At 33.4% G+C, this 26,731-nt stretch carries 21 protein-coding genes; 11 read left to right on the top strand and 10 right to left on the bottom strand.

The genetic code is table 11. The features are described 5' to 3' along the window. Window positions 1-1,272 (top strand): dihydrolipoamide acetyltransferase family protein, encoded by a 1,272-nt coding sequence (locus CNQ82_RS02170; RefSeq protein WP_123143889.1) that lies wholly within the window; start codon window positions 1-3, stop codon window positions 1,270-1,272. Between the two features lie 67 nt (window positions 1,273-1,339). Here CNQ82_RS02170 and CNQ82_RS02165 read toward each other — a convergent pair whose 3' ends face one another. The 3 genes from CNQ82_RS02165 to CNQ82_RS02155 are packed head-to-tail and all read right to left on the bottom strand — an operon-like array spanning window position 1,340 to window position 7,378. Then, the gene (locus tag CNQ82_RS02165) at window positions 1,340-3,190 is read right to left on the bottom strand and encodes a DEAD/DEAH box helicase (protein WP_240624907.1); all 1,851 of its coding nucleotides are present in this window, start codon (window positions 3,188-3,190) and stop codon (window positions 1,340-1,342) included. Further along, window positions 3,183-4,403, bottom strand: a complete 1,221-nt coding sequence (locus tag CNQ82_RS02160) for a hypothetical protein (protein ID WP_123143887.1) — start codon at window positions 4,401-4,403, stop codon at window positions 3,183-3,185. The genes CNQ82_RS02165 and CNQ82_RS02160 overlap by 8 nt, the downstream gene beginning before the upstream one ends. Beyond that, a complete protein-coding gene (locus tag CNQ82_RS02155; protein WP_123143886.1) occupies window positions 4,403-7,378 on the bottom strand; it encodes a DNA-directed RNA polymerase subunit alpha C-terminal domain-containing protein in 2,976 nt (991 codons plus the stop codon). The genes CNQ82_RS02160 and CNQ82_RS02155 overlap by 1 nt, the downstream gene beginning before the upstream one ends. A 315-nt stretch (window positions 7,379-7,693) precedes the next feature. On the opposite strand from CNQ82_RS02155, the gene CNQ82_RS02150 reads away from it, so the two are divergent. After that, window positions 7,694-8,503, top strand: a complete 810-nt coding sequence (locus tag CNQ82_RS02150) for a DNA adenine methylase (RefSeq protein WP_123143885.1) — start codon at window positions 7,694-7,696, stop codon at window positions 8,501-8,503. 19 nt (window positions 8,504-8,522) lie between these two features. After that, the gene (locus CNQ82_RS02145; RefSeq protein WP_240624906.1) at window positions 8,523-9,305 is read left to right on the top strand and encodes a DNA-methyltransferase; all 783 of its coding nucleotides are present in this window, start codon (window positions 8,523-8,525) and stop codon (window positions 9,303-9,305) included. 77 nt (window positions 9,306-9,382) lie between these two features. On the opposite strand, the gene CNQ82_RS02140 is transcribed toward CNQ82_RS02145, so the two are convergent. The 4 genes from CNQ82_RS02140 to CNQ82_RS02125 form a co-directional block, all read right to left on the bottom strand. Then, complete coding sequence (locus tag CNQ82_RS02140; RefSeq protein ID WP_164711930.1) at window positions 9,383-10,297, bottom strand: DpnII family type II restriction endonuclease; 915 nt, start codon at window positions 10,295-10,297, stop codon at window positions 9,383-9,385. Between the two features lie 36 nt (window positions 10,298-10,333). Beyond that, on the bottom strand, window positions 10,334-11,239 hold the full coding sequence (locus CNQ82_RS02135; protein ID WP_123143882.1) for a type II restriction endonuclease: 906 nt from the start codon (window positions 11,237-11,239) through the stop codon (window positions 10,334-10,336). Window positions 11,240-11,252: 13 nt separating this feature from the next. Beyond that, a complete protein-coding gene (locus tag CNQ82_RS02130; protein ID WP_164711929.1) occupies window positions 11,253-12,830 on the bottom strand; it encodes an AAA family ATPase in 1,578 nt (525 codons plus the stop codon). 107 nt (window positions 12,831-12,937) lie between these two features. Further along, complete coding sequence (locus CNQ82_RS02125) at window positions 12,938-13,624, bottom strand: AAA family ATPase (RefSeq protein ID WP_123143880.1); 687 nt, start codon at window positions 13,622-13,624, stop codon at window positions 12,938-12,940. 217 nt (window positions 13,625-13,841) lie between these two features. On the opposite strand from CNQ82_RS02125, the gene CNQ82_RS02120 reads away from it, so the two are divergent. The 8 genes from CNQ82_RS02120 to CNQ82_RS02085 all read left to right on the top strand — a co-directional run bounded on the left by CNQ82_RS02120 (window position 13,842) and on the right by CNQ82_RS02085 (window position 22,953). Beyond that, window positions 13,842-14,672, top strand: a complete 831-nt coding sequence (locus tag CNQ82_RS02120; protein ID WP_123143879.1) for a DUF3100 domain-containing protein — start codon at window positions 13,842-13,844, stop codon at window positions 14,670-14,672. Next, the gene (locus CNQ82_RS02115) at window positions 14,650-15,114 is read left to right on the top strand and encodes a hypothetical protein (protein WP_095102979.1); all 465 of its coding nucleotides are present in this window, start codon (window positions 14,650-14,652) and stop codon (window positions 15,112-15,114) included. Before CNQ82_RS02120 ends, CNQ82_RS02115 begins: the two co-directional genes overlap by 23 nt. Window positions 15,115-15,360: 246 nt before the next feature. Beyond that, on the top strand, window positions 15,361-16,503 hold the full coding sequence (locus CNQ82_RS02110) for a hypothetical protein (RefSeq protein ID WP_123143878.1): 1,143 nt from the start codon (window positions 15,361-15,363) through the stop codon (window positions 16,501-16,503). Window positions 16,504-17,021: 518 nt separating this feature from the next. Further along, on the top strand, window positions 17,022-18,140 hold the full coding sequence (gene pgsB / locus CNQ82_RS02105; RefSeq protein ID WP_123143877.1) for a poly-gamma-glutamate synthase PgsB: 1,119 nt from the start codon (window positions 17,022-17,024) through the stop codon (window positions 18,138-18,140). 1 nt (window position 18,141) lies between these two features. Further along, window positions 18,142-18,594: a poly-gamma-glutamate biosynthesis protein PgsC gene (pgsC, locus tag CNQ82_RS02100; protein ID WP_123143876.1), complete on the top strand. Its 453-nt coding sequence runs from the start codon at window positions 18,142-18,144 to the stop codon at window positions 18,592-18,594. Window positions 18,595-18,608: 14 nt separating this feature from the next. Then, entirely contained in the window at window positions 18,609-19,679 is a 1,071-nt protein-coding gene (locus tag CNQ82_RS02095; RefSeq protein ID WP_123143875.1) for a CapA family protein, read from the top strand. A 149-nt stretch (window positions 19,680-19,828) separates the two neighbouring features. After that, window positions 19,829-21,427 carry a gamma-glutamyltransferase gene (locus CNQ82_RS02090; protein WP_123143874.1) on the top strand — a complete coding sequence of 533 codons (1,599 nt, stop codon included), beginning with the start codon at window positions 19,829-19,831 and terminating at the stop codon, window positions 21,425-21,427. 281 nt (window positions 21,428-21,708) lie between these two features. Next, window positions 21,709-22,953, top strand: a complete 1,245-nt coding sequence (locus tag CNQ82_RS02085; protein WP_123143873.1) for an aminoacyltransferase — start codon at window positions 21,709-21,711, stop codon at window positions 22,951-22,953. A gap of 49 nt (window positions 22,954-23,002) precedes the next feature. On the opposite strand, the gene CNQ82_RS13370 is transcribed toward CNQ82_RS02085, so the two are convergent. The 3 genes from CNQ82_RS13370 to CNQ82_RS02075 form a co-directional block, all read right to left on the bottom strand. After that, window positions 23,003-24,448 (bottom strand): YfhO family protein, encoded by a 1,446-nt coding sequence (locus tag CNQ82_RS13370; RefSeq protein WP_276308798.1) that lies wholly within the window; start codon window positions 24,446-24,448, stop codon window positions 23,003-23,005. Beyond that, window positions 24,370-25,548 carry a YfhO family protein gene (locus tag CNQ82_RS13365; protein ID WP_276308797.1) on the bottom strand — a complete coding sequence of 393 codons (1,179 nt, stop codon included), beginning with the start codon at window positions 25,546-25,548 and terminating at the stop codon, window positions 24,370-24,372. Before CNQ82_RS13365 ends, CNQ82_RS13370 begins: the two co-directional genes overlap by 79 nt. 384 nt (window positions 25,549-25,932) lie before the next feature. Continuing rightward, complete coding sequence (locus CNQ82_RS02075; protein WP_123143872.1) at window positions 25,933-26,676, bottom strand: poly-gamma-glutamate hydrolase family protein; 744 nt, start codon at window positions 26,674-26,676, stop codon at window positions 25,933-25,935. Between the last annotated feature and the right edge of the window lie 55 nt (window positions 26,677-26,731).

The raw sequence follows: 26,731 nt of genomic DNA, 5'->3' as shown, positions 1-26,731 counted from the left end.
ATGAGTACAAATATTATGATGCCGAAACTCGGTATGACAATGAAAGAAGGCACAGTAGAAGAATGGCACGTATCTGAAGGAGACACTGTGAGTAAAGGGGACATTGTGGCTTCGATCAGTTCGGAAAAATTAACTCAAGATATAGAAGCGCCGGCAGATGGCACTCTCTTAAAAATCAAAGTACAAGCCGGTGACGATACAAAAGTAAAAACTGTTATCGGTGTGATTGGCGAAGAAGGAGAATCAACTGACGATAACGAAGAAGATGCACAAGAGAAAAAAGATGATACAGAAAATGAAAATCAAAAAGCAGATAAAGACAAATCATCAAGCTCCGCTTCAAATAAGGCATCGTCTAACGATAACAATAAAGATAATAACGCATCTAATCAAAAACGTATCTTTATCTCTCCTCTCGCACGCAAGATGGCTGAGAAAAATGATATTGATATTCAAAGAGTGGAAGGAACTGGCGGAAATGGAAGGATTACCAAATTAGATATTCAACGTGTATTAGAAAATGGATTAGATAAAGGTGAAGCGAAAACTTCTCCGACTCCTTCTACTTTAACAGCATCTGCAGATATAGGCGAAGGTTTAAATCCAATGCGCAAACGTATTGCACAGAACATGCGACAAAGTCAGGATCAGACAGCACAACTCACATTACATCGTAAAGTCAATGCGGATGAGTTGATTGTCTTCAAAGATAAACTGAAGAAAGAATTAGGCGATGCAGGCCAAGATGTAAAACTTTCTATTACTGCTTTATTAGCTAAAGCTGTAGTGCTTGCGCTCCAAAATTATAAAAAGATGAATGTTCGTTATGAAAATGGTGAATTGACTGAGTATGATCACGTCAATTTAGGTGTTGCGACTTCATTAGATGATGGTTTGATGGTGCCTGTGATTGAAAATGCGGATGGTAAGAGTATTGGTGCTTTAGCAGAAAGTATTCGTACATTATCTGAAAAAGTACGCAATAATGATACTGATGGTGTGCCAATGTCTGGCGGCACATTCACGATTACGAATATGGGTGCGAGTGAGATTGAGTACTTTACACCGATATTGAATGTAGGAGAAGCGGGCATTTTAGGTGTAGGAGCTATGCAATCAGAAGTAGTAATGCAAGATGGTAACGTAAGACAAGTACAACGTATCCCATTCAGCTTAACATTTGATCATCAGATTTTAGACGGTGCTGATGCAGCAGAGTTCTTGAAAGTACTTGCGAAGTATATAGAGAATCCATATTTGTTGGTATTGTAGTATATAAATGTGAAAGAAGCGGACTAGTGAACGAGAAATGTACTAATTCCGCTTCTTTTTTTAACTTTTAAATAACATTTTCAAAGAAAAATTTTAAATCTTCGTCTTCTGTTGGAAGTATTTCTAATTCGTGATTGTCAATTGCATCTAACATTAATTGTTCCTTATCAGACAATCTATTATAAACTCTTTCTCCTAAAGAGTAATCACCTTGCTGCATAGGATAAAATTGTTGCAAATAATAATACTGAGTATAATCATTTTCTTTTAAGCCAAGTCTGTGAATACGATCCTTTGACTGCAATAAATGGACTAAATTATAGCTATACTCAAAATATATAGCATCATGACAAGTTTGATGTAAAGAAACGGATTCTGCCAAAGTGTGAGGGTTAGTAATTAACACATCAATTTCTTTATTTTTAAATTTATCAATAATTCTTTTTCTTTCATATGGTTCAACTCTGCCAGCGATTATTTCTGCTTTGATCCCCATATTGCTAAGTAGTTTTTTAAACTTATCCATAGTTTTGACAAATATGCACCAAAGAATTACAGTTTTATTCTCTCTTGTTAACCTATCTACTAGTTCAAGTGCCGCTCTCATTTTAGACGTCATTTTTATCTTTTCAACTAAGTAATTAACATCTTCAGAGAAATCTTTATAGTCTACAAAATCTTCGTGACTTACTGCAATATCTAATATTTTACTAAAATCATTAAGATCTAATTCTTCTAATAACATTTTCGGAACACTTTCCATTTGAGAAATTTTAGCGAATAAAGCAAGCGCACTATTTTTGTACTTAGAAAGTAATATTTTAAATAACTCTTGTTCATTTTCATCAGCATAAACATCTATTATAATATCTTTGTTTTGCTTAGGAACATTTAATTCTTCTTTTGTTGTTCGTGTGAAAAAGGGTTGGATTTTGTCATTAATCATTTTCATTTCGTTTGTGTCAGGATTTTTTAGAAGTGTTTCTGTAAAGCCAAAAAACTTTTTATAGTCGTTGGGATATAGCAAGTTCAGCAAATTATATATATCGATGTATCCATTAGGAATAGGAGTACCTGTAAGAGCAACCATATATTTTGCATTTTCAGTAATACGTAGAGCAGCACCCGCTCTTTTACCTGTAGTACTTTTTATCCTATGGACTTCATCAAAAACAACTAACACATTCTTATTTATAATTCCTTTTATTTCATCTTCAAGGTTATCCAAAATCTCATAATTAACAAGTATTAGTTCTTTATTTCCGGATTCATAAGTTAAAATCATTTTCTTCTCTGTAGAAGTGTTATAATCTTTTAAATTAAGATAATTAAGCTTTTGTTCACCACCAAAGCAAGCCTTATACTCCTCAATCCATGAATTAAATGAGTTTAACGGGCCTATCATTAATATAGTATCTACATCCTTAGTTTTATTTAAATAGCTATATAAACCATAAACTGTTGATGTCTTACCTGAACCTGGAACAGAGAAATTCCCTGCTTTCTCCATCATTGATAAATAAAATGCATCTATCATTTGTTTATGTCTTAATTCTCGTTTCATACTATTATTGACTATTTCACAAAATTCAAGATATTTTTCTATCATCCTAGGATCTTGATTTTTTATATCATTTCCTATGCTATACTTTAATTCTATATAAGTATTTTCATTTTCGATATACTCATAAACGGTTGGTTCTACTTGTAATTCGATACCTTTCTTACTTTGAAATTTTTCCAAAGTTTCTATTACTTTATTAATGTCTCTATAATATATATCTTTTTTAAACTCAATTAGATCTTCTAAAATATTTTCAACATACATTTTGATCTTCATTTTAAATGAACTATAACGTAATAATTTTTTAATTTCTTGGCTGTTTCCTTCGAGTATTAATTGATCATTATCATTCATTGACAGAAGAAGCATTACCATAAACCTCTTTTCTAAAATTTTTCATTTCACTTTCCAACTCTTCCAAAGCTTGTAAAAATTGATGATGATCTTCATCACTTAGCCCAATTACTATGTTACTATCTATATTTTTTAAGGCTTCAATAGCTTTTTCAACTTGATTTTTAGGAGCATTTAAAACATTTCTTTTCTTCACTTGTTCTTGAGCTTTTTCATAAACGTCTAAAACTTCTTCTTTCAATACTTCATCAGTTCTTATATTTTCTTTAATAAACTCTAAAGACACATCTTCGTCATCGAACTTTTCTAAGAATTTTTCGCTTATTTCAATTCCTTTTTCTAAGAAATCTTTAAATTGCGGTTTATCAACAATATTTTTGATATTACGTACAAAACGAACCATCTCAGGATATGGTTTTAATGCTAAATAAGTAAATATAATATATTTTAATTGTTCTCTTTCCTCTTCAGATTTCACTTTATTTAGCACTGCAGGTATTTCTCCCAAAGGACCATCTAATTCCCATTCTCTGGCAATATAATAATGTTCAGGCATCTCAATATGTTCAAGAAATTCAACCATTAATTCAGATCTTTTCACTAATTTTACTACGTCTCTCTCTAACATTCCTGTATTTTTTGCATATTCATTCACAGAAATCAATTGATTTTTCACAATATCATTATATATTCCCACAAGTTTATCTATAGGATTGTAACCTACTCTTTCTTCTCTGCCATGTTGAAGATATAACTCTAAGAGCTTAATTTCTTTTTTACTGTTTTGAATGTCTTTATCTATAATAATTGCTTCTAAATAATTGAATTTGGCGTCTTCTTTACTTAAGTCTCTTAAACATGTATAACGTCTATTCCCATCAATAATTCTCCCGTCAGTTAATACAACAGCAGGTTCCTGCTGATTAATAAGTTCAATATTATTTTTGGTTTTTGTAAATGCCTTCTCATCACTTTTTTTAATAAAATCACTAATAATAGAATTATACTCTTCTAAATTCTCCATATTAAACTTATCTAAATCATTGTCTGCTTTATATTTACTAATCCAAGTTGCAATTCTATCATTTTGATCATTAAAATATAGTTCATTTAATTTAATTTTATATACAGGATAAACTTTGGTAATACCATCAACATTCATTTTTTTCGTAACATCTGTTTTAATTAAATTCTCTTTTTTTAATTTAGTCATTATATCTCGAACTCCTCGTAATAATAATTTATATCTAGATATATTTTTTCCATGATTTGATCATAGTACAATCCGCTATTGTAAATTGCGCTAGTATAGTGCCCTTTAGTTAAACTTAAGTCAAATTTTTCATTAAGTAATTGAGTTAATTCGTATATATCGATAGACTTCCTTTTCAAAATTTCTTCTTCAATAATAGTTAATAAAGTTGGATTTTCATCTAATTGCAATAGATAATTTTTCCCCACGTTATTTGTTCGAACTCTTTTCCCATCTCTAATCAAAGACCGGTAAAATATTGGCTCAAATCCTAAACTGTCAATAGTTGAATCATCAATGATATTTATCAATGAGGTTAATGACCAAACATGTCCGTCACTCATTTTTTTGATTGCTTCATTTCTATAATTTAAAAGTTCGGACTTTTTAATACCTATATCTTTCAATTTTTTTATAGAAATAAATTTTTTATCTTGAAATTCAATCATATCTAGGTTAATAATTTTGTCATAGAGCCATGAGTTAAAAGAACTCAATTCCCAAATTCTTTTATCTAACTCATTAAAATCAATAATGTCTCTGTCTTCATAATATTGTTTATCAAAATAACTTCTAATCGTTGGGTATTTCGGTCCCAAAAGATAAGTAATGTATTTCTTATACTTTAAATATTTTAGTATGAGACCAATATTTTCTGAACTTATATTTCTATTCAAATCATGAAGGAAATCCTTATAAAAAAGAAAATCCTGACTATTAATCGCTTGTTTAACTGCCTCAATATCTTCTCTTTTCAAATTATCAAAAGTGACATCAATATAATCCTCATATATATACTTGTCTATAAATACGAGATAATTTGCTTTTATAGTACTTTCTTTGACTCCATATCTTTCTCTATAACATTTCACAAAGTCTTCAACACTTATTGGACTAATTTCTAACATAAATTCCTTCACTTGAATTTCTCTGTCAGCATTTCCTATATTTAATCCTGGCATCCTTGTTACTGTAATATCTATATCTAAATACTTTTCATGCGTTCTTTTGATTATGTTATGCAACTCATTTTCATGTAGTATGTTATATTTTTTCATCAGATCTTCATGAGATTCAAATAAAATTTTTGCTGACAACTCTGTATTTTGCCATTCACCTAATCTTAATTCTTTATAGAACTCTTCCCAATCATAAGTTTCAAACAAATAAGCACGAAATATTTTCTTACCTCTGCTAACTGCAAAGTCAAGATCAGTAAGTCTATTTTCAAGGTACCTTATATCACAAATAAATTTTTCTTCATTTAAACTTTGTTCTTCTAAAAATAAATTATAAAAATCTAATATATCTTTAACATGAGTAGGAGTTTTAATAAACTCACTAATAACATACTTCAGTACTTCCCCCTTATTTTTAGGAATTGTTTTATCCCCAAGGACAAGTAAATTTTTATAAACTAAGCTTTGCACTTTTTTTCTTATTTCGTCCGAAGCTTTTTCGTCCTTCAATATTTCAGACCAATCTCTATCTCCATTTTCATATCTCAATGAAAGATAAGTGTAATTATTGTCAGAAAATATTTTATTATAGGTATTTTTATCCATAATATAATTTGTAAACCAATACATGTTTTTATCTTCAAGAAATTCTTTTTCTGGCAATCTGTCTATAACCTTTTTGTTTATCTGTCTAATTCCTTCTCTTGTAACACCTAATTCTTGTCCTATTTCTTCTAAAGTATAGCCTTCCATTCTTTTTTTAAATGCTTGAAAAACTTGATCATTAAATTTTTCTTTAACATAAGAAAAAACTGAAGGATTTTTATAATATAATTTCTTCTCTTTTAATTCAGCTAAATTTTTATTAATCAATTTATCTATGGCAGCTGTGACGTCAACATTTTTGAACTTATTAAATTCATCTTCAATTTGATATTGATTTATCACACCGCCATTTTTCTTTAAATAGGTATATATAATTTCAGAAGAATCATTATTATTTATTACTCTACTCAAAACTCCTTTTTCAAATTCTTCATTATCTTTTAGTAAATCTAGACTAAATCTCAAAGAATAGTCATTGAGCGATATCAATTTTATTACATTATCATTTATATTTTTTAAAATTTTTTGTGTCAATTCATCTTTTAATTGTAATAAATAGCCTAATTTCTTTTCTATTAAGTACATTGTTGCGATATCACAAATGTATACTCTTTTTTTAGAATAGATTATTAAATGTTTGGCGAACCATTCAATAATTCTATTGATAGTACTATTAGAAATACCTTGTTGTATCATTAGATGCTTATTATTTTCTTTAAGAAAATTATCCACATTATTAATTTTCATTTTTTCAATAAAATTTCGTTCTTTCTTTGAAAACAGCTCGTTTAGCTGACCTATTTTTATAGAACTACTAATCTTATTTTTATAAAGAAATTTATAATTAATTTGAGCTTTAGTATGTGGTAAATATTCATCAATTATATCTTTAAACGACTTGTTCGACTTTAAGACTAATTTCAAAGAAATATCTACATAATTAATTTTTAATTGTCTTTTTAACAAGATTATAATATCCCATAAATCATCCTTTTCTTCTTCCTCTAAGTCTCTATATTTTTTAATATCTTCAGGTATCAATTCAACTAAGGTACTTATTCTTTTAATATTATTTCTTTTTAAATTTTCTAAGATGTTTCGTTCTTTGATAACTGAATCTATAGGCAAATCATAGATATCTTCTATACATGAATTTTTAGGAATTTCAACTTCAACCAGTTTTCTTTCGAGAAATGAGTCTCTTAATTCTCTTATTTCATCTAAAGATTTTTGTCCTAAATTTCTAATTTTTGAAAGTTCGTCATCATTTAACTTTTGCAATTGTTTGAAACTTACGATTCCATTTTTAGTCAATTGATTTTTTGAACGCGTTGATAAATCACTTTCTTCAATTAACATATCACCTAACATTTAAACAACCTCCAAAGTCCCCATTTATCCTTTGATAGCGCTTACCATTATTAATAATTTCATTTTACTTCAATTTCAAAGTTAAGTCTTCTACTTTTTAGAATATTTCTTAAAATATTTTACGCTTTCAAATTTTTTTGCTCTTCAAAAAGCTTATTTAATGTTCTAAAAGTATTATCGTCAGAAAAAAAGCCGCAAACTTCTGTATTAATAACTAAACGATCCCTTTTGATCGTGGTACAATAGAATGTGATTCTTTCTAACATCAAAGATGATTAACTTAACAATATTAAATAACAGGAAGAGGTTTTACTGATGCACCCCTTTGTAAAATGGGCAGGAGGTAAAAGACAATACTTGCCCAAAATTTTAGAAGAAGCACCTAGACAATTCAACTCGTATTTTGAACCTTTTGTAGGAGGTGGCGCTGTATTGTTCGGTTTAGAACATAACCCTTCATTTATTAATGATATTAATACTCACCTCATCCACACCTACAATGAAATCAAACATAATCCTAATGATTTAATAGCAATGCTAACCGAATTTGATAAAATACCATTGGACGCAGAAAAGTATAAAGAATTCCGCTCTACTTATAACCAACATATAACTGATAACATTTACAATACAGAAACAGCTGCTCTTTTTATTTTTCTTAATAAACATTCGTTTAACGGCCTATATAGAGTTAACAGTAAAGGGCTTTATAATGTCCCTTGGAATAAAAAAGAGTTTGCTACTTCATTTAATAAAGAAAATCTAATGGATATTTCAAAATTTTTGCAGGATGTTCAATTAACTAGTCAAGACTTTGAAACTGTAGCTTTAAAAGCTGAAAAAGGCGACTTTGTATTTTTTGATAGTCCTTATACTCCTATTAACCCTACTAGTTTTACATCATACGATAAAACCGGCTTTAAATTAGAAGATCATATTCGTCTATCAAAAGTATTTAGATTACTTAATGAACGCGGAGTTTATTGCATGCTTACCAATCACAATACTGACTTAATACAAGACTTATATAAAGATTTTAATATTGAAGAAATTAATGTTCGGAGAAGTATCAACTCTGTTGCTAGTAAACGTACAGGGAAAGAGCTGATTATTAAAAATTATTAATAGATAGGATTGAATAAAAGTGTCTAGTAATATTTATTTTGAAGAATCATGCGGTAAATTGATTCTTGATAATGCTTTTGAAGCCTTAGAGAAATTAGAGGAAGACAGTGTAGATTTAATTTTTGCAGATCCGCCATATTTTTTATCTTCTGGAGGTATTTCAAATTCTGGAGGCAGAATGGTCTCAGTTGATAAAGGAGATTGGGATAAATCTCTTACTGTGGAAGAAAAGCATATGTACAACAAAAAATGGATTAAATTATGTAAAAGAGTAATGAAAGATAATGCAACAATTTGGATTTCAGGAACGTTGCATAATATATATTCTGTAGGTATGGCTTTAGAAGAAGAAGGCTTTAAAATACTAAATAATATTACTTGGCAAAAAACGAACCCCCCACCAAATTTAGGATGCAGAAATTTCACACACTCTACTGAGACAATACTTTGGGCAAAGAAGGATACTAAAAAGGCTAAACACTTCTTTGACTATAGTCGCATGAAGAGTATTAATGGGGATAAGCAAATGAAAGATGTATGGACTGGTAATCTTACTCCTCAACACGAAAAAGTATTCGGTTCACATCCTACACAAAAGCCACTTTATTTATTAGAACGAATTATACAAGCATCTTCTCAAAAATGCGACGTCGTGCTTGATCCCTTTCTAGGCAGCGGAACGACAGCTGTAGCGTGTAAAAAACTAGAAAGAAACTATATTGGAATAGATATTAATCAAGATTACTTAGAAATAGCTGAAAAAAGACTTAAAAATACTTCAACACAACTTTCCCTATTTTAAATAGTAAGCCACTCATATAGTACTGCCTCTCTAAAATCAGAATTTTAAAGTGTGACAGTACTATATGAGTGGCTTTTTTATTTTAGCAGTTCATAAATAAAGTCATTTTCTACCATTTCCATATTAAAGACATAATCAATTTTTTTGAATGCAATTGTGAAAGCTTCAACGCCATCATTCCAACCTAAACCATCTGTTATCCATATAAAAGTAGCCTCATCTTTACTTTTTTTTATGCTTCTATCTAATTCTATAAATCCATCTGTAACAGTAGAAGGTTTGGTTCCTCCACCTCCATAGTAATCATTTACTATGACGTATAATTCATTATTTTTTTCATCGAGAATTGCCGCATTAAATTCCCGTCCTTTTTTATCAGAATTAATACTATAATTCCATTTTTTCTTTAATTGTGATGATTTAATATCAAATTCGTATTTAAATCCTAATCTTTTACAAACACTCTCAATATTTTTTTGAATAAAATCTTTCATAACCTTTCCTGAACGGTTTTTTCGAGCGTTTGTATCCATTCCGACCTCCACACCGTATATATAATCTCTCAAATCATTTATTGGACTGTTTTTAAAGAACTCGAAGAGGCCTGAATCTCTTATAAATTTCATATAAACATCTATTTTTTCTAAATCAATATTACTGAAGTTAATCGAGTAAAAACTTTTATTATAGTTACCATCCAATTCCATGACATTGATAACTTTTTGAGTTCTCAGTCTCAATGCTATTAAAATTGGTATAGCTTCTAGTACTGATGGATCCTCAATAAATAATTTTTCAGCTTTTTCTTCAACATTTTTCTGTCCCAAAAGTTGATTTAATTTTTTCAATTCATTGGTATATTCCTTAGATTGCTTTTTAATTTTATCCCACTTCACATAATAACTAGCTTCCCTATTAGATATACTTAAATTCTTTAAAAAATAATTTACTTTCTCCGTAATCGATTTCTCTTTATACTCTTGGAAATTCACAATTATCCTCCTCTAAATTTATATTTCTACCTTTTGCTATTTAATCAGGTCGTAAATATAATCTTTTCTGAGCATACTCAAATTGAAAATGTTTTTAATATCTTGGAATGCCTCAGATAATGGTATCTTAGCTGTATGCCATCCTTGTCCATCAGTTACCCAAGCGAATGTTACATCATGCTCACTCGAATTTATTAGATTATTAAGGCTTCTAAATTCACCAGAAACAGATTTTAATTTAGAACCGCCGCCGCCATAATAGTTTGTTTCAATTACATAAACTTTATCTCTTTCATCATCATAGATGGCCATATCAAAGCGTCTTTCTGATTTATCCACTGGAACATGAACTCCCCAAGTATCATGCATCCATTTCGCTGATGCTTGATCTTTATATTTATAATTTAATCGTTCACACATTTTTGCTACATTTCTCTCAAGAATATCTTCCATAACTTTGCCAGAACGATTTTTTCTACCATTTGAGTCTAAACCAGTTTCCACTCCATATACAAAGTCAACCAAGCTTTTATGTACTCCATTTTGAAGAAAATCGAATAATCCCGAGTTTTCCATAAATTCAATATAAACTTCGAGATTTCCAATATCTATATTTTTAAAATCAATATCATAAAACTCCATATTATCGTTATCATCAAGCAATAAGACATCTAACTTTCTATCTCTAGCAGCTATTAATATAGGTACAGTTTTCAATAGTTCAGGCTGTTTTTTAAATAGTTCTCGAGCTTCCTCGATAATATTATCTTTACCTATTAAGTAACCCATTGTAGTAAGTTCTAACTCATATTTTTCTGTATTTCTGTTTACTTTTTCCCAATTCACATAATACTCTGGTGTTCTATTTGTAGTACTAAGCGTTTCCATAAAATAATCCAAACGTTCTTTAGGTTCGTCATTGATATATTCTTTAAAATCCATTATTTATTCACTCCTATTTTATTAATTCTGACCATTTTTTTATATCCTTTTCACTAAAGGACTCTCCGATTGTTTTAGCTATATGATAAGGGTTTAATTTATACATAAATACTATTTGCATCTTGGCAGTATAAACCTTCTCCTCTAATGTTAAATACTGATAAAAATTCTGATCCGTATAATTATTAACTGTATCCTTTGAATGACTTTCATTATTTAAAACTAATCTAAACATAAAAGACTCAAAAAATTCTTTTTCTCTATCATCCTTAATGATGCTTAAAGGAAATCCATTGTCACTTCTTCTCAAATCATCCATGCCACATTGAAAGTTAAAAGTACTAAAAGCCTCTAAGACTTTTCTCATTTCATTACCTATATACTGTTCAACTATATCGTTTTCACCTTTAGCAAAACTATAAATATCTCTCAATTGGTTTTTATATTGATCTTTAAATTTATTCTTCATAGGTTGTACACCATTTGAATTAAGCAAGCACAAATTCGTCTTATTCTTCTTACCTACAACTTTAAGTTCAGAGACTAATTTTTCTAAATTATTCAATACTTCCATATCATGTGTTGTTATTATTATTTTACTATCCTCATTATTTCTGCAAACTCTTTTTAATTTCATTCGAAGAAAGTTATAAATCCCTATTTTATTTTCATAATCAAAGCTTGAAATAGGATCGTCTAAAACCAATAGCATTTCATGTCTATATACATCTTCGATACTTCTATCTTTATTTATTGTTGAGAAAAAGTAACATAAACTAATTACGTTTTGTTCTCCAAGTGATAATTCATTAGATTTAACATACTTGCCCCTCGATTTAATATAATATTTATTATTTTGATTTACTAACTTCAACCTGTTGTCATCATAAAAAATAAGTTTTAAGTTATCATTGATTTCTTTCAATGCAAAATTAGTTTTTTTAAGTTCTTGAATATTTTTGTCAATTCTATTTTCAACTATTTCCTTTTCATTAATTAAATTTTTATTCTCAACACATAGATTATTATATAGGTTCTCTTTTTCTTTATACTCAGTTAGCTTATCTTTAATCTTTATCGAAGCCAATTTTATATTTAACTCTGTTGCTTTATCTTGGATAATGGAAAGCTCTTTAAATGATGAATTGTATGTAATCACAAGCTGCTCATATATTTCTATTTTTTCTTTTAATTTATCCAACGTTTTTTTTAAATCATTAACGCAGTAACCTTCAAATTTTGTTTTATAAGGATATCTTCTTTTTTCTTCCAAGATTTCAACAGTTTTCTTTACATAGTAATTGAATATTCCAATATTTTTATTTAAATCACTTTGTGTTTTTACATCGACTCTATCATCAATTTTTATTAATTCTTGCTCTTTAATTTCGGAAAGGACATGCTCTATTCTATTTTCCAAAGTTTCTGTATTATTTTTCTCGAGAACCTCTTTAATAAGCCTTCTTATTTCATTTTTGTCACTATCTCCTAAGGGGCGAAAACAAGTAGGACAATATTCTTGATTTTTATCCTTTGCAATTGAATCTGCAAAATCTATTTTTTCATTACCATATTTTATAATTGTTTTCACTATTACTTCTTCTTTTTGTGTTAATTTAGATACTTCTGGATTATATTTTAAAATTTCTTCTATCTTTCTAAATAATTCATGAGGAAAACTAACCCATCTATAATATTCTAAAGGTTTTTTTGTAAGATATTTCTTATTAAATCAATATTTTCATCTAGACTTTCTTTAATATCATAATAATCTTCAGTACAATGTTTCTTGATTATTTTCTCAAACAACTTATTGGTTAAAGGTTTATTTGTAGTTAAATTATCAATAACTTTTTGCCTATAAGCCCAACTACTATTTCCGCCTTTCAGCATGTCTTTAATTTCTTTAACTTTTAAGTCTAAATTAAAACTATTTATTTCCTCCTCTTTTAATTCAATATCCCCTTCTATCTCTTTTAGAACTCTATTCAAAGAATCTATGGTATCTTGAATATTACCTTGTTCTCCTAGCATAACTATAGACTCAAAGTTACCCGAATCAGAAAATGTAACATGATCTTTTTGAAAATCATCATTATAAACATAAATATTATCTAGAACTTTATTTGATTCAGTATTATACTCAAAAGAAATATTGAATGGTTGTTTAAAATCTTCATCTTCATTATTATCTTCTATTTCATTGTTTTCTTTTTCTTTGGTATTTTTCAACTGGGTTTCAGAAAATTTTTCGATAGCTCTTGATATCGTACTTTTACCAGAACCATTTCTTCCAAATATTATTGCATTATTAGTATTATCGAAATTGATTTCAACTTTTTCACAAGGTAAATATTCGCACTCAATTCTAATACTTTGAAGCATTTTATCTCCCCCCAATTATAATAAGATAAGTCATTATATATATTACATAACATTTATTTTTTTAACAACTTTATATGCTGTATTAATAATGAATATAATTTAATATTTTATTAACCCCCTTCACTTCTCCTCTCTTCCGTGCTATACTCGTTTCATTCATTAGTTTTCAGTTTATTCTGAATTATAAGTTAAATATAATAAATAGGAGGAGATAAGTATGGAACAAGAACAGCGTCTATGGAAAGATTGGCGTTTACATGGATTAGTATTAGCCATTGTTGTGATTTGTGAATTGATCGGCCCATTTAAAATTCCACTTGGGGTGACGTCGATTTTATTATTACCTGTGGTTTATGGAGTTGTTCTAGGTTTAGCAGCTTATTTCACTCCTATGGTTAAACAGAAGCAAGCGAAGAATTCGGAGCCTATGGTTTTTATTTCAGTTGCTGTTTTAATTGCGAAGTTTGGTACGGAAGCAGGTCCTGCGTTGCCTAAAATTATCGCTGCTGGTCCTGCGTTGATTCTGCAAGAGTTTGGTAATCTCGGTACGATTCTATTGTCTCTACCACTTGCCATTATGTTGGGATTGAAACGTGAATCAATTGGAATGACGCACTCTATTGGTCGTGAATCTAGTATGGCTTTGATAACTGAAAAATATGGTATTGAGTCGCCCGAATGGCGGGGTGTAATGTCTATGTATATTTTCGGTACAATTTTTGGAGCGATTTTCTTTAGTATTTTTTCCGGAATTATCGCATCTATCTTACCGCTTCACCCCCTCTCTTACGCTATGGCCACGGGTGTCGGCAGCGGTGTCATGTCTGCAGCAGCGGTCGGTCCGTTGATTGAGATGTTTCCTAATTATGCGAGTGACATCAAAGCTTTCTCAGGTGTCAGTAATCTCTTAACTTCCGTCACCGGCCTCTATATGAGTATGCTTATTGCCTTGCCACTCACAGTCCGCTATTACAACGGTATGATGCGTATGAAAGAAAAAGCCAGAATGAGAAAGGGTGAGCACAATGCAAGCGAAACTAACATCTAATATTGTGAATTGGTCACTAACACTAGTTATCGTCGGTATTATTGCACTTGTCAGTAATTGGATCGGTCAGGAAATCATGCCACAGAAGGCAGTACCAGGCATCTTAGCTTTAATGGGTATTGCGCTGGTGGGCATGATTATACAAAAGCTCGTTCCTTTGAATATTCCTAGTATTGCTTACATTGGTATCTTAGGACTCATTCTTACAATTCCTGGCGTGCCTGGTTCAGCGCAACTGGTACATTGGACACATAATGTAGAGTTAATGGCTCTGTGTACGCCTGTTGTTGCATATGCAGGTATTTCTATCGGTAATTCTTGGGCAGACTTTGCGAAGCTGGGTTGGAGAACAGTGGTAGTTGGTCTAGTTGTATTGATGGGTACTTATGTCGGTTCAGCTGTAGTCGCTCAAATCGTTTTGAAACTGCAAGGAATTATCTAGAAATTATTAGGAGCGGGACAAAATAGGGTCTCGCTCCTATTTTTTTAAGTGGCAGTAGCTATCTGAATAGAAAATACGCTTGTTCCAAGCTTTTTTCTATTCTAGTTAGCTTTGCCGGGGCGGGAAGACGAAATAATTTTAATCAAAAATTATTTCTGTCCCGCTCCCGAGTGTTATATGTTGTGCATAGGTTTATTTTTAATTTATTATAATAGTAATACTTATTAATACGAGGGTGGCTAAGTTGTGAAATGGTTTAAGAACATCAATGTATATACTCAAACTTTAATTATCGGTCTTGCCGTGAGTCTTTTGACTTTATTAATCAATTCAACCATCAGTTTATGGTGCGCATCTCTTACTTCAATCATCATCTATTTCTATTTTAAAAAGAAAGATTATCGTAAAGATTGGCGCAGCTATCAATTATATAAGCAAGATAAAGCGGATTATCTGTATTGGTTGATTACAGACAAAGACAAATCTTATTTCACAAAATTAACGACATTGCGCAATAAAAAGATTTTAAAATTGATGAGCTATACTTTAATATTATTTTCTGTTACGACTGCACCTTTCGTATTGCTTATTAATCCTGGATTGTTGACATCAATTATTAATATCCTATCAACCTTTATCTTGATTGAATTGATCATCGCTTTCTTCATCTATATTTTGAATCGTTACCAGTTATTACTCGTAATTACGAATCAACTATTTACGGTGATTGCGATATTGATGATTCATAGCACTTTGTTTGCCTTTGCATGGAAGCCATATATTCTTGTACCATCCTTTATTCTCGTCAGTATTACATTTACAGTGATTTTAGCGGGCTTTGTTTTAAATCCTTATTCACTCAGAAAGAGTAATCAAGTTTCTGCGTTATTTGAATACTTGCCTAACCTCTTAGTGATTGTATTAATTTTAGCAATAGAGCAGTTGATTGATAAATTTGATTTCTTTCAAATCGCTGGTTTTTCATCTGATAGTCTCTTTAAAGCGCCACAATGGTTGGAAGTACTTTTCACCAATGATCAAGAAATGAATCAAACTCATAAAGCCATCAAGACTTTAGTGACTGACCATTATATCGGTCTTATTACCTTTTATGGGCTAGTTTCTATTATCGCTGTGAACTTCTCTAATGCCATTATGAAGAAAAAATCTGATTCCAATGCGCATAAAGCTGAAACGCTTTATAGAAATGTCATCGCTCAAGTGCATCATCATCAAACAGTGAATTATAAAGATTTATGTCGTATCAGTTATTATGGCGGCAATCAATATGACTTGCTAATGATTTCTAATCCAACACTCTATTCTATTATTGAAGAGAATGAAAATCTTAAACGCCAAGAACTTGAACAGCATCTTTCTAACATCTAATTTCCTGAGACATTTCCTTTGTCTCAGGCTTTTTTATATCCTCTGTAATATTGTCTCCTACTCTTATTACCTCTAATTTGACTATATCTATAAGTAAAATAAGTGCGTTAATGGTTTTAATCCGATATTTATGTGTAATTTTTCAGACATAAAAGTGGTCTTAGGACTGCTTTCCAAACATGGTTGATACCCTGTAATCTCTTGTGGCGCAAAGGATGTTACGAATGTTACAAATATTACAGCCGAACGGTAGTTTGAAAAGATTCTATAAATTTTAAAATGAATGACACTTCATTCGACGGTTAGCTTAGATAACTTTTTTAAAAATGTAAATCCATTCAAAAACCTGTCAAAAAGGCATTTATTCTATTTATATATACTGTCAAGCAAAATTAATTACCTTTGATTTAACTTAGATAACAAATAATACAGAGTTTTACAATTAGGTAAAACTGAATTATTTTTATTTTCGCTGTTATAACATGTGCAAGTAAAAAATTTTGACGAGGTGAAAAACGTTGTTGTTGGTTGTGATATTTACTGCTTTGATCTTAATTCTTGGCATAAGAGAAATATATATTCATAAGAAACGCATCAATAAAATCCCCATACGGATTAACATAAATGGCATTCGCGGCAAGTCCACAATCACGCGTTTGATTTACGGAATACTGCGTGAAAATAATTATAAAGTCATTGGTAAAACTACAGGAACAGACGCAAGAATGTTGTATTGGTTTGACGAAGAAGAATATCCGGTAGTTCGAAAACCTCAAGGTCCGAATATCGGCGAACAAAAAGACATACTGCAAAATGTAAATGATAACGGCGGTGAAGCCATTGTTAATGAATGTATGGCTGTTAATCCCGATTACCAAATCATTTTCCAGAACCAATTATTGAAAGCCAATATTGGTGTCATCGTCAACGTCATGGAAGACCACATGGAAACTTTAGGTCCTACCTTGGATGAAGTGGCCGAAGCATTTACAGCCACGATTCCCTATAACGGCAAGTTGATTGTCATGAAAGATGACTACACAGAGTTTTTCAAGAAAGAAGCTGACAAGAGAAACACCGAAACGATTGTCGTGGATAGAGATGAAGTTGAAGAATCCTTGTTACGTGAATTTGATTACATTGTCTTCCCTGATAACGTGGCCATCGCCATGGGTGTTGCTGAAGCTGTCGGAGCTAATACAGACACAGCACTCAAAGGGATGTTGAATGCGCCACCAGATAGCGGTGCCGTACATATACACTATTATCATAAGAATGAACCGCAATCTACAAAAGCTATCTTGCAAAAAGTCATTGATTATAAATATCCGTTCGAGAAGAAAGTCATTATTTTAAACTGTCGTGGTGACAGATTGGATAGAACCAAACTCTTCGCTGAAAACTTTATTACTGAAGTCGATTACGACACTTTGATTTGCGTCGGTAAAAGTACGCAGCTGGTGACTGAAGTCATGAAATCACAACCAGACAAGAAGTACTTGAATTTCGAAGGTAAACCTTTTGAAGAAGTTGAGAAAGCTATTTATGCAGAATCTGAAAATGCCTTAGTATTCTGCGTCGGAAATATACACGGAAACGGCAAGAAAGTCGTTAATTTATTGGAAGGGTTGGATTAAGTTGGTAGGTTCCGAGTTATATTTTTCATTATTTGTAGGTATTGTACTGAGTTTGATCTTTGCTGAGAAATTCGGTATTAACCCTGCAGGACTAGTGGTTCCTGGTTATTTAGCTTTAATCTTTGATCAGCCGGTGATGTTGTTATCTGTGCTGGTTATCAGTTGTTTAACTTATTTTATCGTGGCACACGGTATCAGTCGTGTCGCCATTCTTTATGGACGCAGAAAGTTCGCAGCGATGATTCTGACGGGAATGATTCTGAAGTTCTTGTTCGATTTAATTTATCCGCTGACACCATTTGAAGTCGTCCAGATATCCGGTATCGGTATTGTCATCCCTGGTATCATTGCGAATACGATTCAGAAACAAGGTACCATCACGACATTAGCTTCATGTATGCTGCTGACATGTATCACGTACGTTATTTTATTTGCTTATAGCTTTATCAAATAATAAGGAGATTCATTATGTCGAATAAACAACCGTTTAACATAGAGAATTGGATTCTGAAGAAATCTAAGAACCAGAAGAAGCATAATTCCAAATTGATGTTAGTCGTGCTGGCTGTCGCTTTAATTCTTCTTATTATTCTGATGGCAACCTTTAAAACGAATAAGTTAGACGTCTTTGCGAAGAATAAAGATGACATTCATTTCTCTTATTTTGGAAATGTGACATTGAACAAGCAAATCAGACAGAATGACTTGAGCGATATGTTCAGTGCGATTCATCATACGATTCAACAAAGTGATTATGCCTCTGCAAGCTTGAACATCAACAAAGTTTCAGATAATCCTAAGAAGAACATTCAACGTAACTTGAAAAATATTGATTTCTTGAAAGATACTGGCTTTAACAGCCTCAACTTGACCAATAATTCAGTCGACCTGGAAGAAATCAAACAAATTGAGAAACAAGCCAATTCTAAATACGGCTACAATTTTATTACAGGTAATGGTTCCAACCCATTAAATAGTAAAGTCACACATAAGACGGTCAAAGGTAAGAAAGTCGCTACAGTTTCTTTCACTGACATTAGTTCTAAATATGCGAACCCTAAGAAATCGACAACCTCTATTGCTTTAGATCCTAAAATCTTTATTCCATTGGTGAAAAAGCTGAAACAAGATAACGACATGGTTATCGTCAATGTCGATTGGGGTATTCCGGACGAACCTAATGTGACAGACCGTCAGAAAGAATATGGCCACGCATTAGCAGATGCTGGCGCAGATGTGGTACTCGGCCATAACACTGTTGTACAGAAGATCGAGAAGCATAAAGGTACTAATATTTTCTACAGTCTCGGCAATGTTACTTCTGATGATTTCTTATCAGAGAACAAGAAAAGTATTGCCTTGCAGCAATCCTGGAATGGCAAGAAGAGTGATTTCTTAATCACCCCTATCCGCACCTCTGGAGATAAGGTCACAAGAGATAAGATGAATCCAGTTGAAAAGAAAAAACTAGAAAATCGTATTGCTGATCCATCTATCAAAATGAAAGAAACTAAAGGAGGTTACACATATAAAAGTTAAGAATTACATTCTATACGGTGTGATTGTTTTGGTCATGGTGGCAATTTTCCTGCTCATCGTCATGAGTAATGCGAACGAGCCTTTAGATAAATATGAAAAGCACGACCTTAAAACAGAGAAACACGTTTCCTTAACGGGAGGTCACTCTCATGAAAAGCATCTACAATAAGAAAGTGCTTGGGGTCATTCTTATTCTGACCCTGCTTGTCTCGATTGGTTTTTACTTTTTAAACAAAGAAGACCAAGTCGATAAAGATAAATTATATGAAAATAAACTGGCGCAACATAATAAGAAGAATGCGGACAAGAATTACGGCGTCGCTACGAATAATAAAATCGCCCGTGAAGTCGGCAATAAAATTATTCAAGACGGCGGTAACTCTGCCGATGCTGCTTACGGTGTCGCTTATACACTTGCTGTAACTGAACCTTACGCGGCAGGACTCGGCGGTGAAGGCACGTCACTGACTTACGATGGCAAAAAGAATTCTCGGCCGAAAGTGTATGACTACAGTGCTATGTCCTCTTACAACTATAAGAATGGACAAGAAATCGGCGTTCCAGGCTTTGTTAAAGGGATGCATGACATGCATCAAAAAGAAGGCAGTATGAGTGAGAAGAAAATCTTGAATTATGTCATTCCCCTCGCGGAAGATGGCTTCCAAGTCAACAACGATTTAGCTAAATTGCTATCTAAATATAGCGGCAATATTGATAAGAACTCTCCTTTCTTCAAAGACGGACAAGTTCTGAAAACAGGAGATGTGGTGAAACAAGAACATCTTGCCAACACTTTAAAGGATATCCGAGATAAAGGCGATGATTATTTTTACAAAGAGATGGGAGACAACATCGCGAAACAATCTAAAGGCAGCTTAACGGCTCGAGACTTTAAAGATTATAAAACGAAAGAGAAGAAACCGATTTCTACTAATTACCTGGGAAATACGGTTTATACATCACCTAATCCAACAAGCGGAATGCTGACATTACAAGCCTTGAAAATTGATCAATCTATCAATGGTAATTTAGGCGAAGACAATCGCAAAGACTTTATCGAAAGTGTTGTGGAAGCACGTAACGTCAATTTCAAGAACCGCTATTTAGTTAATGGTAAAGAGGACAACAATGATAAACATATGAATGACAGTTACCTTACCAAGCGTGCTGAGCAATACAAGAATCTGAAGAATAAATTTGGACTGCAAGGTCAAGTCAATACAGCAGGTTCTCACTTCGTAGTAGTCGATAAGCAAGGTAAAATGACAAGTTCTACCAATACCTTAAATAACTTCTTTGGTTCAGGTGATTATACTAAACAAGGCTTCTTCATGAATAATGCCTTGAAACGTTTCTCTAAAGCACCTGCTAGTGCTAACCATGGCGGTGCACATAAAGCACCACGTTCCTTCATTTCACCTACTATCACAGTCGGCGATAATTATTACGTAGGTGCAGGCACACCGGGTGGCAATAAAGTGCCGACGATGATGCACGAAGTCTTGTCTACTTACTTAAGAGGCAATGATTCTTTACAAGCAACTATTAATAAACCGCGTTTCTATAATGATGGGAAACATCTTTACTATGAAGACGGCATGTCAGATAAAGACATCAAGATATTTAAAGACTTAGGATTCAAGCCGCAGAACAGCTTCGATAACCCTAACTTCGGCAGTGTCCAAGGTGCCACTTACTTCAAGAAAGATAAGAAAACAGAAACCGGTCATGACGTAGAAGTACGATAGGGAGCGGGACAGAAATAATTTTTTGAACAAAATTATTTCGTCTTCCCGTTTTGGCAAAGTTCATACAAGGGGGTAGCGCCTCAGAAACATTCAGTTGTTTCTGGGGCGTAATTTTTTTGTGTTAATAATGTGTTGGCGGCTCCGCAACTTATTACCCATTGTATAATTTTAAATATAAAAAATATTTACACATATTTTGTTGAAATGTAGCAACTATTACCTTATGATAATTCATATATAAAAGATTGTCTAAAACCCAAACAGAAAGGCCGATTATAAATATGGAGTTTGTTACATTAACAGCAAATGAGTTTGACGATTTTACTAAAAGCAATTTTTCGCATTACACGCAAAGCAAAACACATTATGATTACAGAAACGAGAATCAACACGATGTCCACTTAGTAGGTGTTAAAGAGAATGGAACAGTTGTTGCAGCTTGTTTACTCACTGAGGCCAGAAGTTTGAAGTTCTTTAAATATTTCTATACGCATAGAGGTCCTATTCTCGACTTTAATAATCTGAACTTGGTAGATTTTTTCTTCAAAAATTTAACCGCTTATTTAAAGCACCAGAATTGTTTATATGTACTCGCTGATCCGTATATTCTTGAAAATATCAGAACAGCCACTGGAGAAATCATTGAATCTAAAGATAACCGTGCAGTCGTCCAATTATTGGAAGATTTAGGTTATCAGTATCAAGGGTTAACTGTGGGTTATTCGCAAACCAGTCAAATTCGTTGGTTGTCGGTGCTCAACTTAGAGGGGAAATCAGAAGATACATTGTTAAAAGAAATGGATTATCAAACGCGCAGAAATATTAAAAAGACATACGAGATGAATGTCCAAGTCCGCACATTACCTATTGAAGACACAGATCAGTTTTTCGAACTCTTTAAAATGGCGGAAGAAAAACACGGCTTTACATTCAGAGACCAAGATTATTTCGAAAAAATGCAAAAAACGTATGACGACCAAGCCTTCTTGAAACTTGCGTATATCGATTTAAATGAACTCTTAAAGATTCAGCAACGTAAAATTGACGAACTGACACAGAACTTAAATGAGGTATTAAGTGATTTGGAAGAAAATCCTAATTCTAAAAAATCTAAAACGAAACGTCAACAACTGGAACAACAGCTTAACAGCAAACAGAAGAAGCAGAAAGAAACAGCTGCTTTAATTGAGTCAGACGGTCCTGTGTTGAATCTTGCTGCTGCACTCTATATTTATAACAACCATGAAGTCTATTATTTATCGAGCGGTTCTAATCCTAAATATAACGCTTATATGGGTGCTTACCGCTTACAATGGGAAATGATTAAATTCGCTAAAGAACATGGTATCGACCGTTATAATTTCTATGGCATCACTGGAGATTTCAGTGAAGACGCGGAAGACTTCGGCGTTCAAAAATTCAAAGAAGGCTTTAATGCACATGTTGAAGAATATGTTGGAGATTTCGTCAAACCGATTAAGCCTTTCTTCTATAAGATTTATCAATTTTTAAATAAGCATCGTTAAACGTTGCCATAATTAAAGCTCTAGCCGACTTTTCAGCTAGAGCTTCTTTTTATATTTTCCTTTTTCGTAAGTAGCGTGTAAAGATGAATGCGCCGATAATGCCGACGATTGTTACGATACTTAGCAAGAGCAGGTGTGGTTTCGCATACCAGAGGTCAATATGTGCTTGACCTTTCTTAACTGGAATGACTGTTTGGATGCCGTTGCCTTTCTGCACTTCTGCCTTGTGCCCGTCTACGGTTGCTTGCATGCCGTCTACGTAAGGTATTGGCAAGACGAGATAGCCATGGTCGTCTTTATGTTTGGTAATGCGGTAACCGTGACGTGTTTCCTGCACTTTCACTTTGTCGACATTCTTGGCTGCGGTTCTGAGTGCTTGATAATCCTCACCGTAGATACCTTTAAGTTTGTAGCGATAAGTCCCTTTCGATAAATTGAGATGAACATTATCGTTAGATTTCACTCGCATCGTAATTGGAGTGACTGGACGTCTATAAGAATACTCGAGCGAATTACGATTTTGTTTATATTCGTTGAGTGCTACGTGGTGCGGTTTGTTTGGCGCTTGCAATTCAAGATCAAATTCAAAGTAAAGGTCTTTGTATTTATCCGCAATATTATGTGGTACTTTAAAATCGATGCCGCCATTCTTGCGGTTCACCTTTAAAGTATGTTTGGCTTTATTCCAATGTGCATCGTCCGCTTCCGCCCCCACATCATTTTTATAGTTAATGTTATGTTCCACGTCTTTGTTAGTCGTTGTAATATCATTCAACACTACGCCTTTCAACATCGCATGTTCACGTTCTATCGGTGTCTTCAATGATTTATTATCATATACTTTCTGCGTGATATGCGCACTTGGGTAGTGGATGGTATCTTCGGAGTGTTGGTACTTATTATGCGTCCCTCTCACCAAGTCTTTCTTTTCAAACCCATAAGGAATATTATCATCGGGCGGATTCTTGAAGCGATCTTTCACGTCCCACAGTGCCATTAAATTCGCGCGGTTCCCGAGTAGACGGTAGGTGCTGTTCTTATCTATCGGCTGTGCAATTTGCATGGTGTGATCGTAGTATTTCAGGATGCCGCCGTTGAACAGGCTAGAGTAGAGCGAGATGCCGCGATAGCCGTAAATCAAGGGTGAGTTCAGGGCTGAGAATGACAGGTATTCGATACGGTTGAATGGATCGTGCTTATCTTTGTGCTGAATTTGGTCAAATTTCTTCTGCAAAGCGGCGCTATGGTAATTATCTTTATCCATTGATGCAATGGGCCGTTCGTAGATATACATGTGTGTATCGTGATAGTTCTTAATCATGAGTGCCTGTTGGATGAAGATTAGGGCGATGAACATAGCGGCGGTGTATTTATGATTCAACCATTCTTTGTGCCATAAAAGGATTCCTATGAAAATCATGATGACCAGTGTTGCCCACATCCAAGACATATGTCCGTCATAAGCAAGGTACATGGCGCCATGATTACGGCGCATGGGATGGCTGTGATTAAATAGCGGCGTATCGAAATTTCGGCAAGTCGCTGGATGAAGAGTGCAATCAGGACGCTGGAGGTCAGGTTCAGTATGTACACCCATCTTCTAGCAGGCAATGAGAAGCCGTTGAAGAAGCTGTCGAAATACGGTGTTAATGACCCGATGAGCAGTATCCAAGTCAACACTGCGAATAAGCGATAGAAATAATGTTTGTATAAGTTGAACGCTAAGAGTGCCACAAAGGTCACAATGGAAATCGTAATATAGAATCCATTGGAGAAGATATGATATTTTTCTTGGAAATCGATAAGGAATGACAGTTTCAAATTCGGGTTGATTTGACGGTCATTCTCCATCACGGCAGAGACACCATTATAGAAGCCGATACTGCCGATTATCAGGCTGAGTACTGCTGCTATAATGAGCAGGTAGATTTTCTGGGCACGACTCACGATATCCTTTTCATATGGAAAAAGAATGCGATAGACAAAGTAGATGCCGAGAATAATGAACTCGTAATAGCCGAAATAGAAGTTCGAGAAGAGCGTAATGGCAACGGCGATGATAAATAAGCCGATTTTACGCTCTCTGAAGAAGCGTTCCATGGCGTATAGCGAGAGCGGCAAGAGTATCACGACATCTCCGAAGAAAGAAAATGTGAAATTATAGTAAATCGTGACAACAGAAATGGTGTACATCAAGGTCGCTAATATCACAAATTGACGCTTCGGATTGAGATATTTGAATAAATAGTAGCTTGTGATAAAGGTAAATACTGCTCTTATGTAGGCGATAATCACTTGATTGGCTGCCCAGAATTGAATGCTGTCTGTCGGTAACTGGAACAGTAATTCTCCAATCTTGATGAAGATGAAATAAATGATTAACAAGGGCGAAGTCGCATAATAATAGGACAACCCTTTGGTATAATCGCCACCTAAACCAAAGCCGATATCATAGAAGCTCTTGAAATCGGTGTATTGGTGGTATAAATATTTTTGAAATGGAATTAGCTGGGTAAAGCCGTCCCCTTTTCCGCTAAAGGCAATGCCTTTGTGAAAGGTTTGAATGAAAAAAGGGATGAAAATGAGTGTGGTCACTCCGATACTGAGTAGGAGTATCCATAAAAATTGTGTGAATCCTGGCTTTAAATGTTTAATAACAGTGGTGCCTCCTTCGATTCGTTACTAATTTAGGGTAGGTTTTTCACCACCGCCACGATACTACAAATTTTGGTGCGATGCAGTAAAATTCATGATTCTTAATCGTCTTTTTATGTTTGTAATCGTGATATAACAAAAGACATATTTGTGTGCGTAAAACGTTTAAAATCTTGAAATATTTTACATAGAAAAAAACGCTGGAAATAGGCGGTATCCAGCGTTTTAGTGTGCTATTGAGTTGAGGTCTGTGTATAAGTGTTGGTGGTGATTAAGTGCGGCGCAGTCTAAATATCGAGTGTTGCGGGTGAGTCGGCCGGATTATTATTGTTGTGTGGGTGATTGCGATTGTTGTGATTGTTGCTGCAGTCCATTACTTACGCCAGTCGTAAAGGCATGCATACGCGGCGTATAGTTATTTGCATTCTCGCGCGCAGGTCTCGACACATTACCATCTTTATAAAAGCTTCTGACCGCCTTATTAGAAACTTCGATCTGTACACCGGCACCATTTTGATTACGGTTAACAATATTACGCGGATTCTGTCCGGCAATATTCCCCGTTGCTTCTCCTACATTAAAGCCTTCTTTAGTGAGCGATTGAGAAATGCTGTTGCGCAATGCTTGGTCACGCCCACCGATATAAGCATCTCGACCTTCGCGTGCTGTTTTATGAATCGATACAGTACGGTCTGATTGGCCGACCATCTGTTTCGCTTTCGGTTCATTATAGTTAGCAGACGTTACATGGAGCTGCTGGTTATTGGCTGGTCTGATAGCTGAAAAAGAATAATATCCTGATTGACTTTTATCCGCAATTTCTCGTGCGATTTCAGAGGTTCCAGGTTCAATACCACCGCCATGCGGAGCCATTACTACTGTTTTATTCTTTTCATCGTTTGTATGAATCTGCCAATCTTTACCTTCTGTAGTATGTTGCTGCAAATCCGTCATTGACTTGAATTGATCGACCGCGTGGCATTTGAGTGAAGTGGCGAAAAAAGTTAAAATTCCGATGGTAAACACACCTAACGTTAAGACTAATGGATTTTTTATAATATTCATCATATCAAGTTCCCCGCTTTGTTTAAAGATTAATTGCTTATAATGATTTGCACCCCTT

It is taken from the genome of Staphylococcus debuckii, assembly GCF_003718735.1.
GTDB classification, from domain to species: domain Bacteria; phylum Bacillota; class Bacilli; order Staphylococcales; family Staphylococcaceae; genus Staphylococcus; species Staphylococcus debuckii.
Note: the sequence above shows the minus strand (reverse complement) of the source record. Positions and strands in the feature narration are given on the sequence as shown.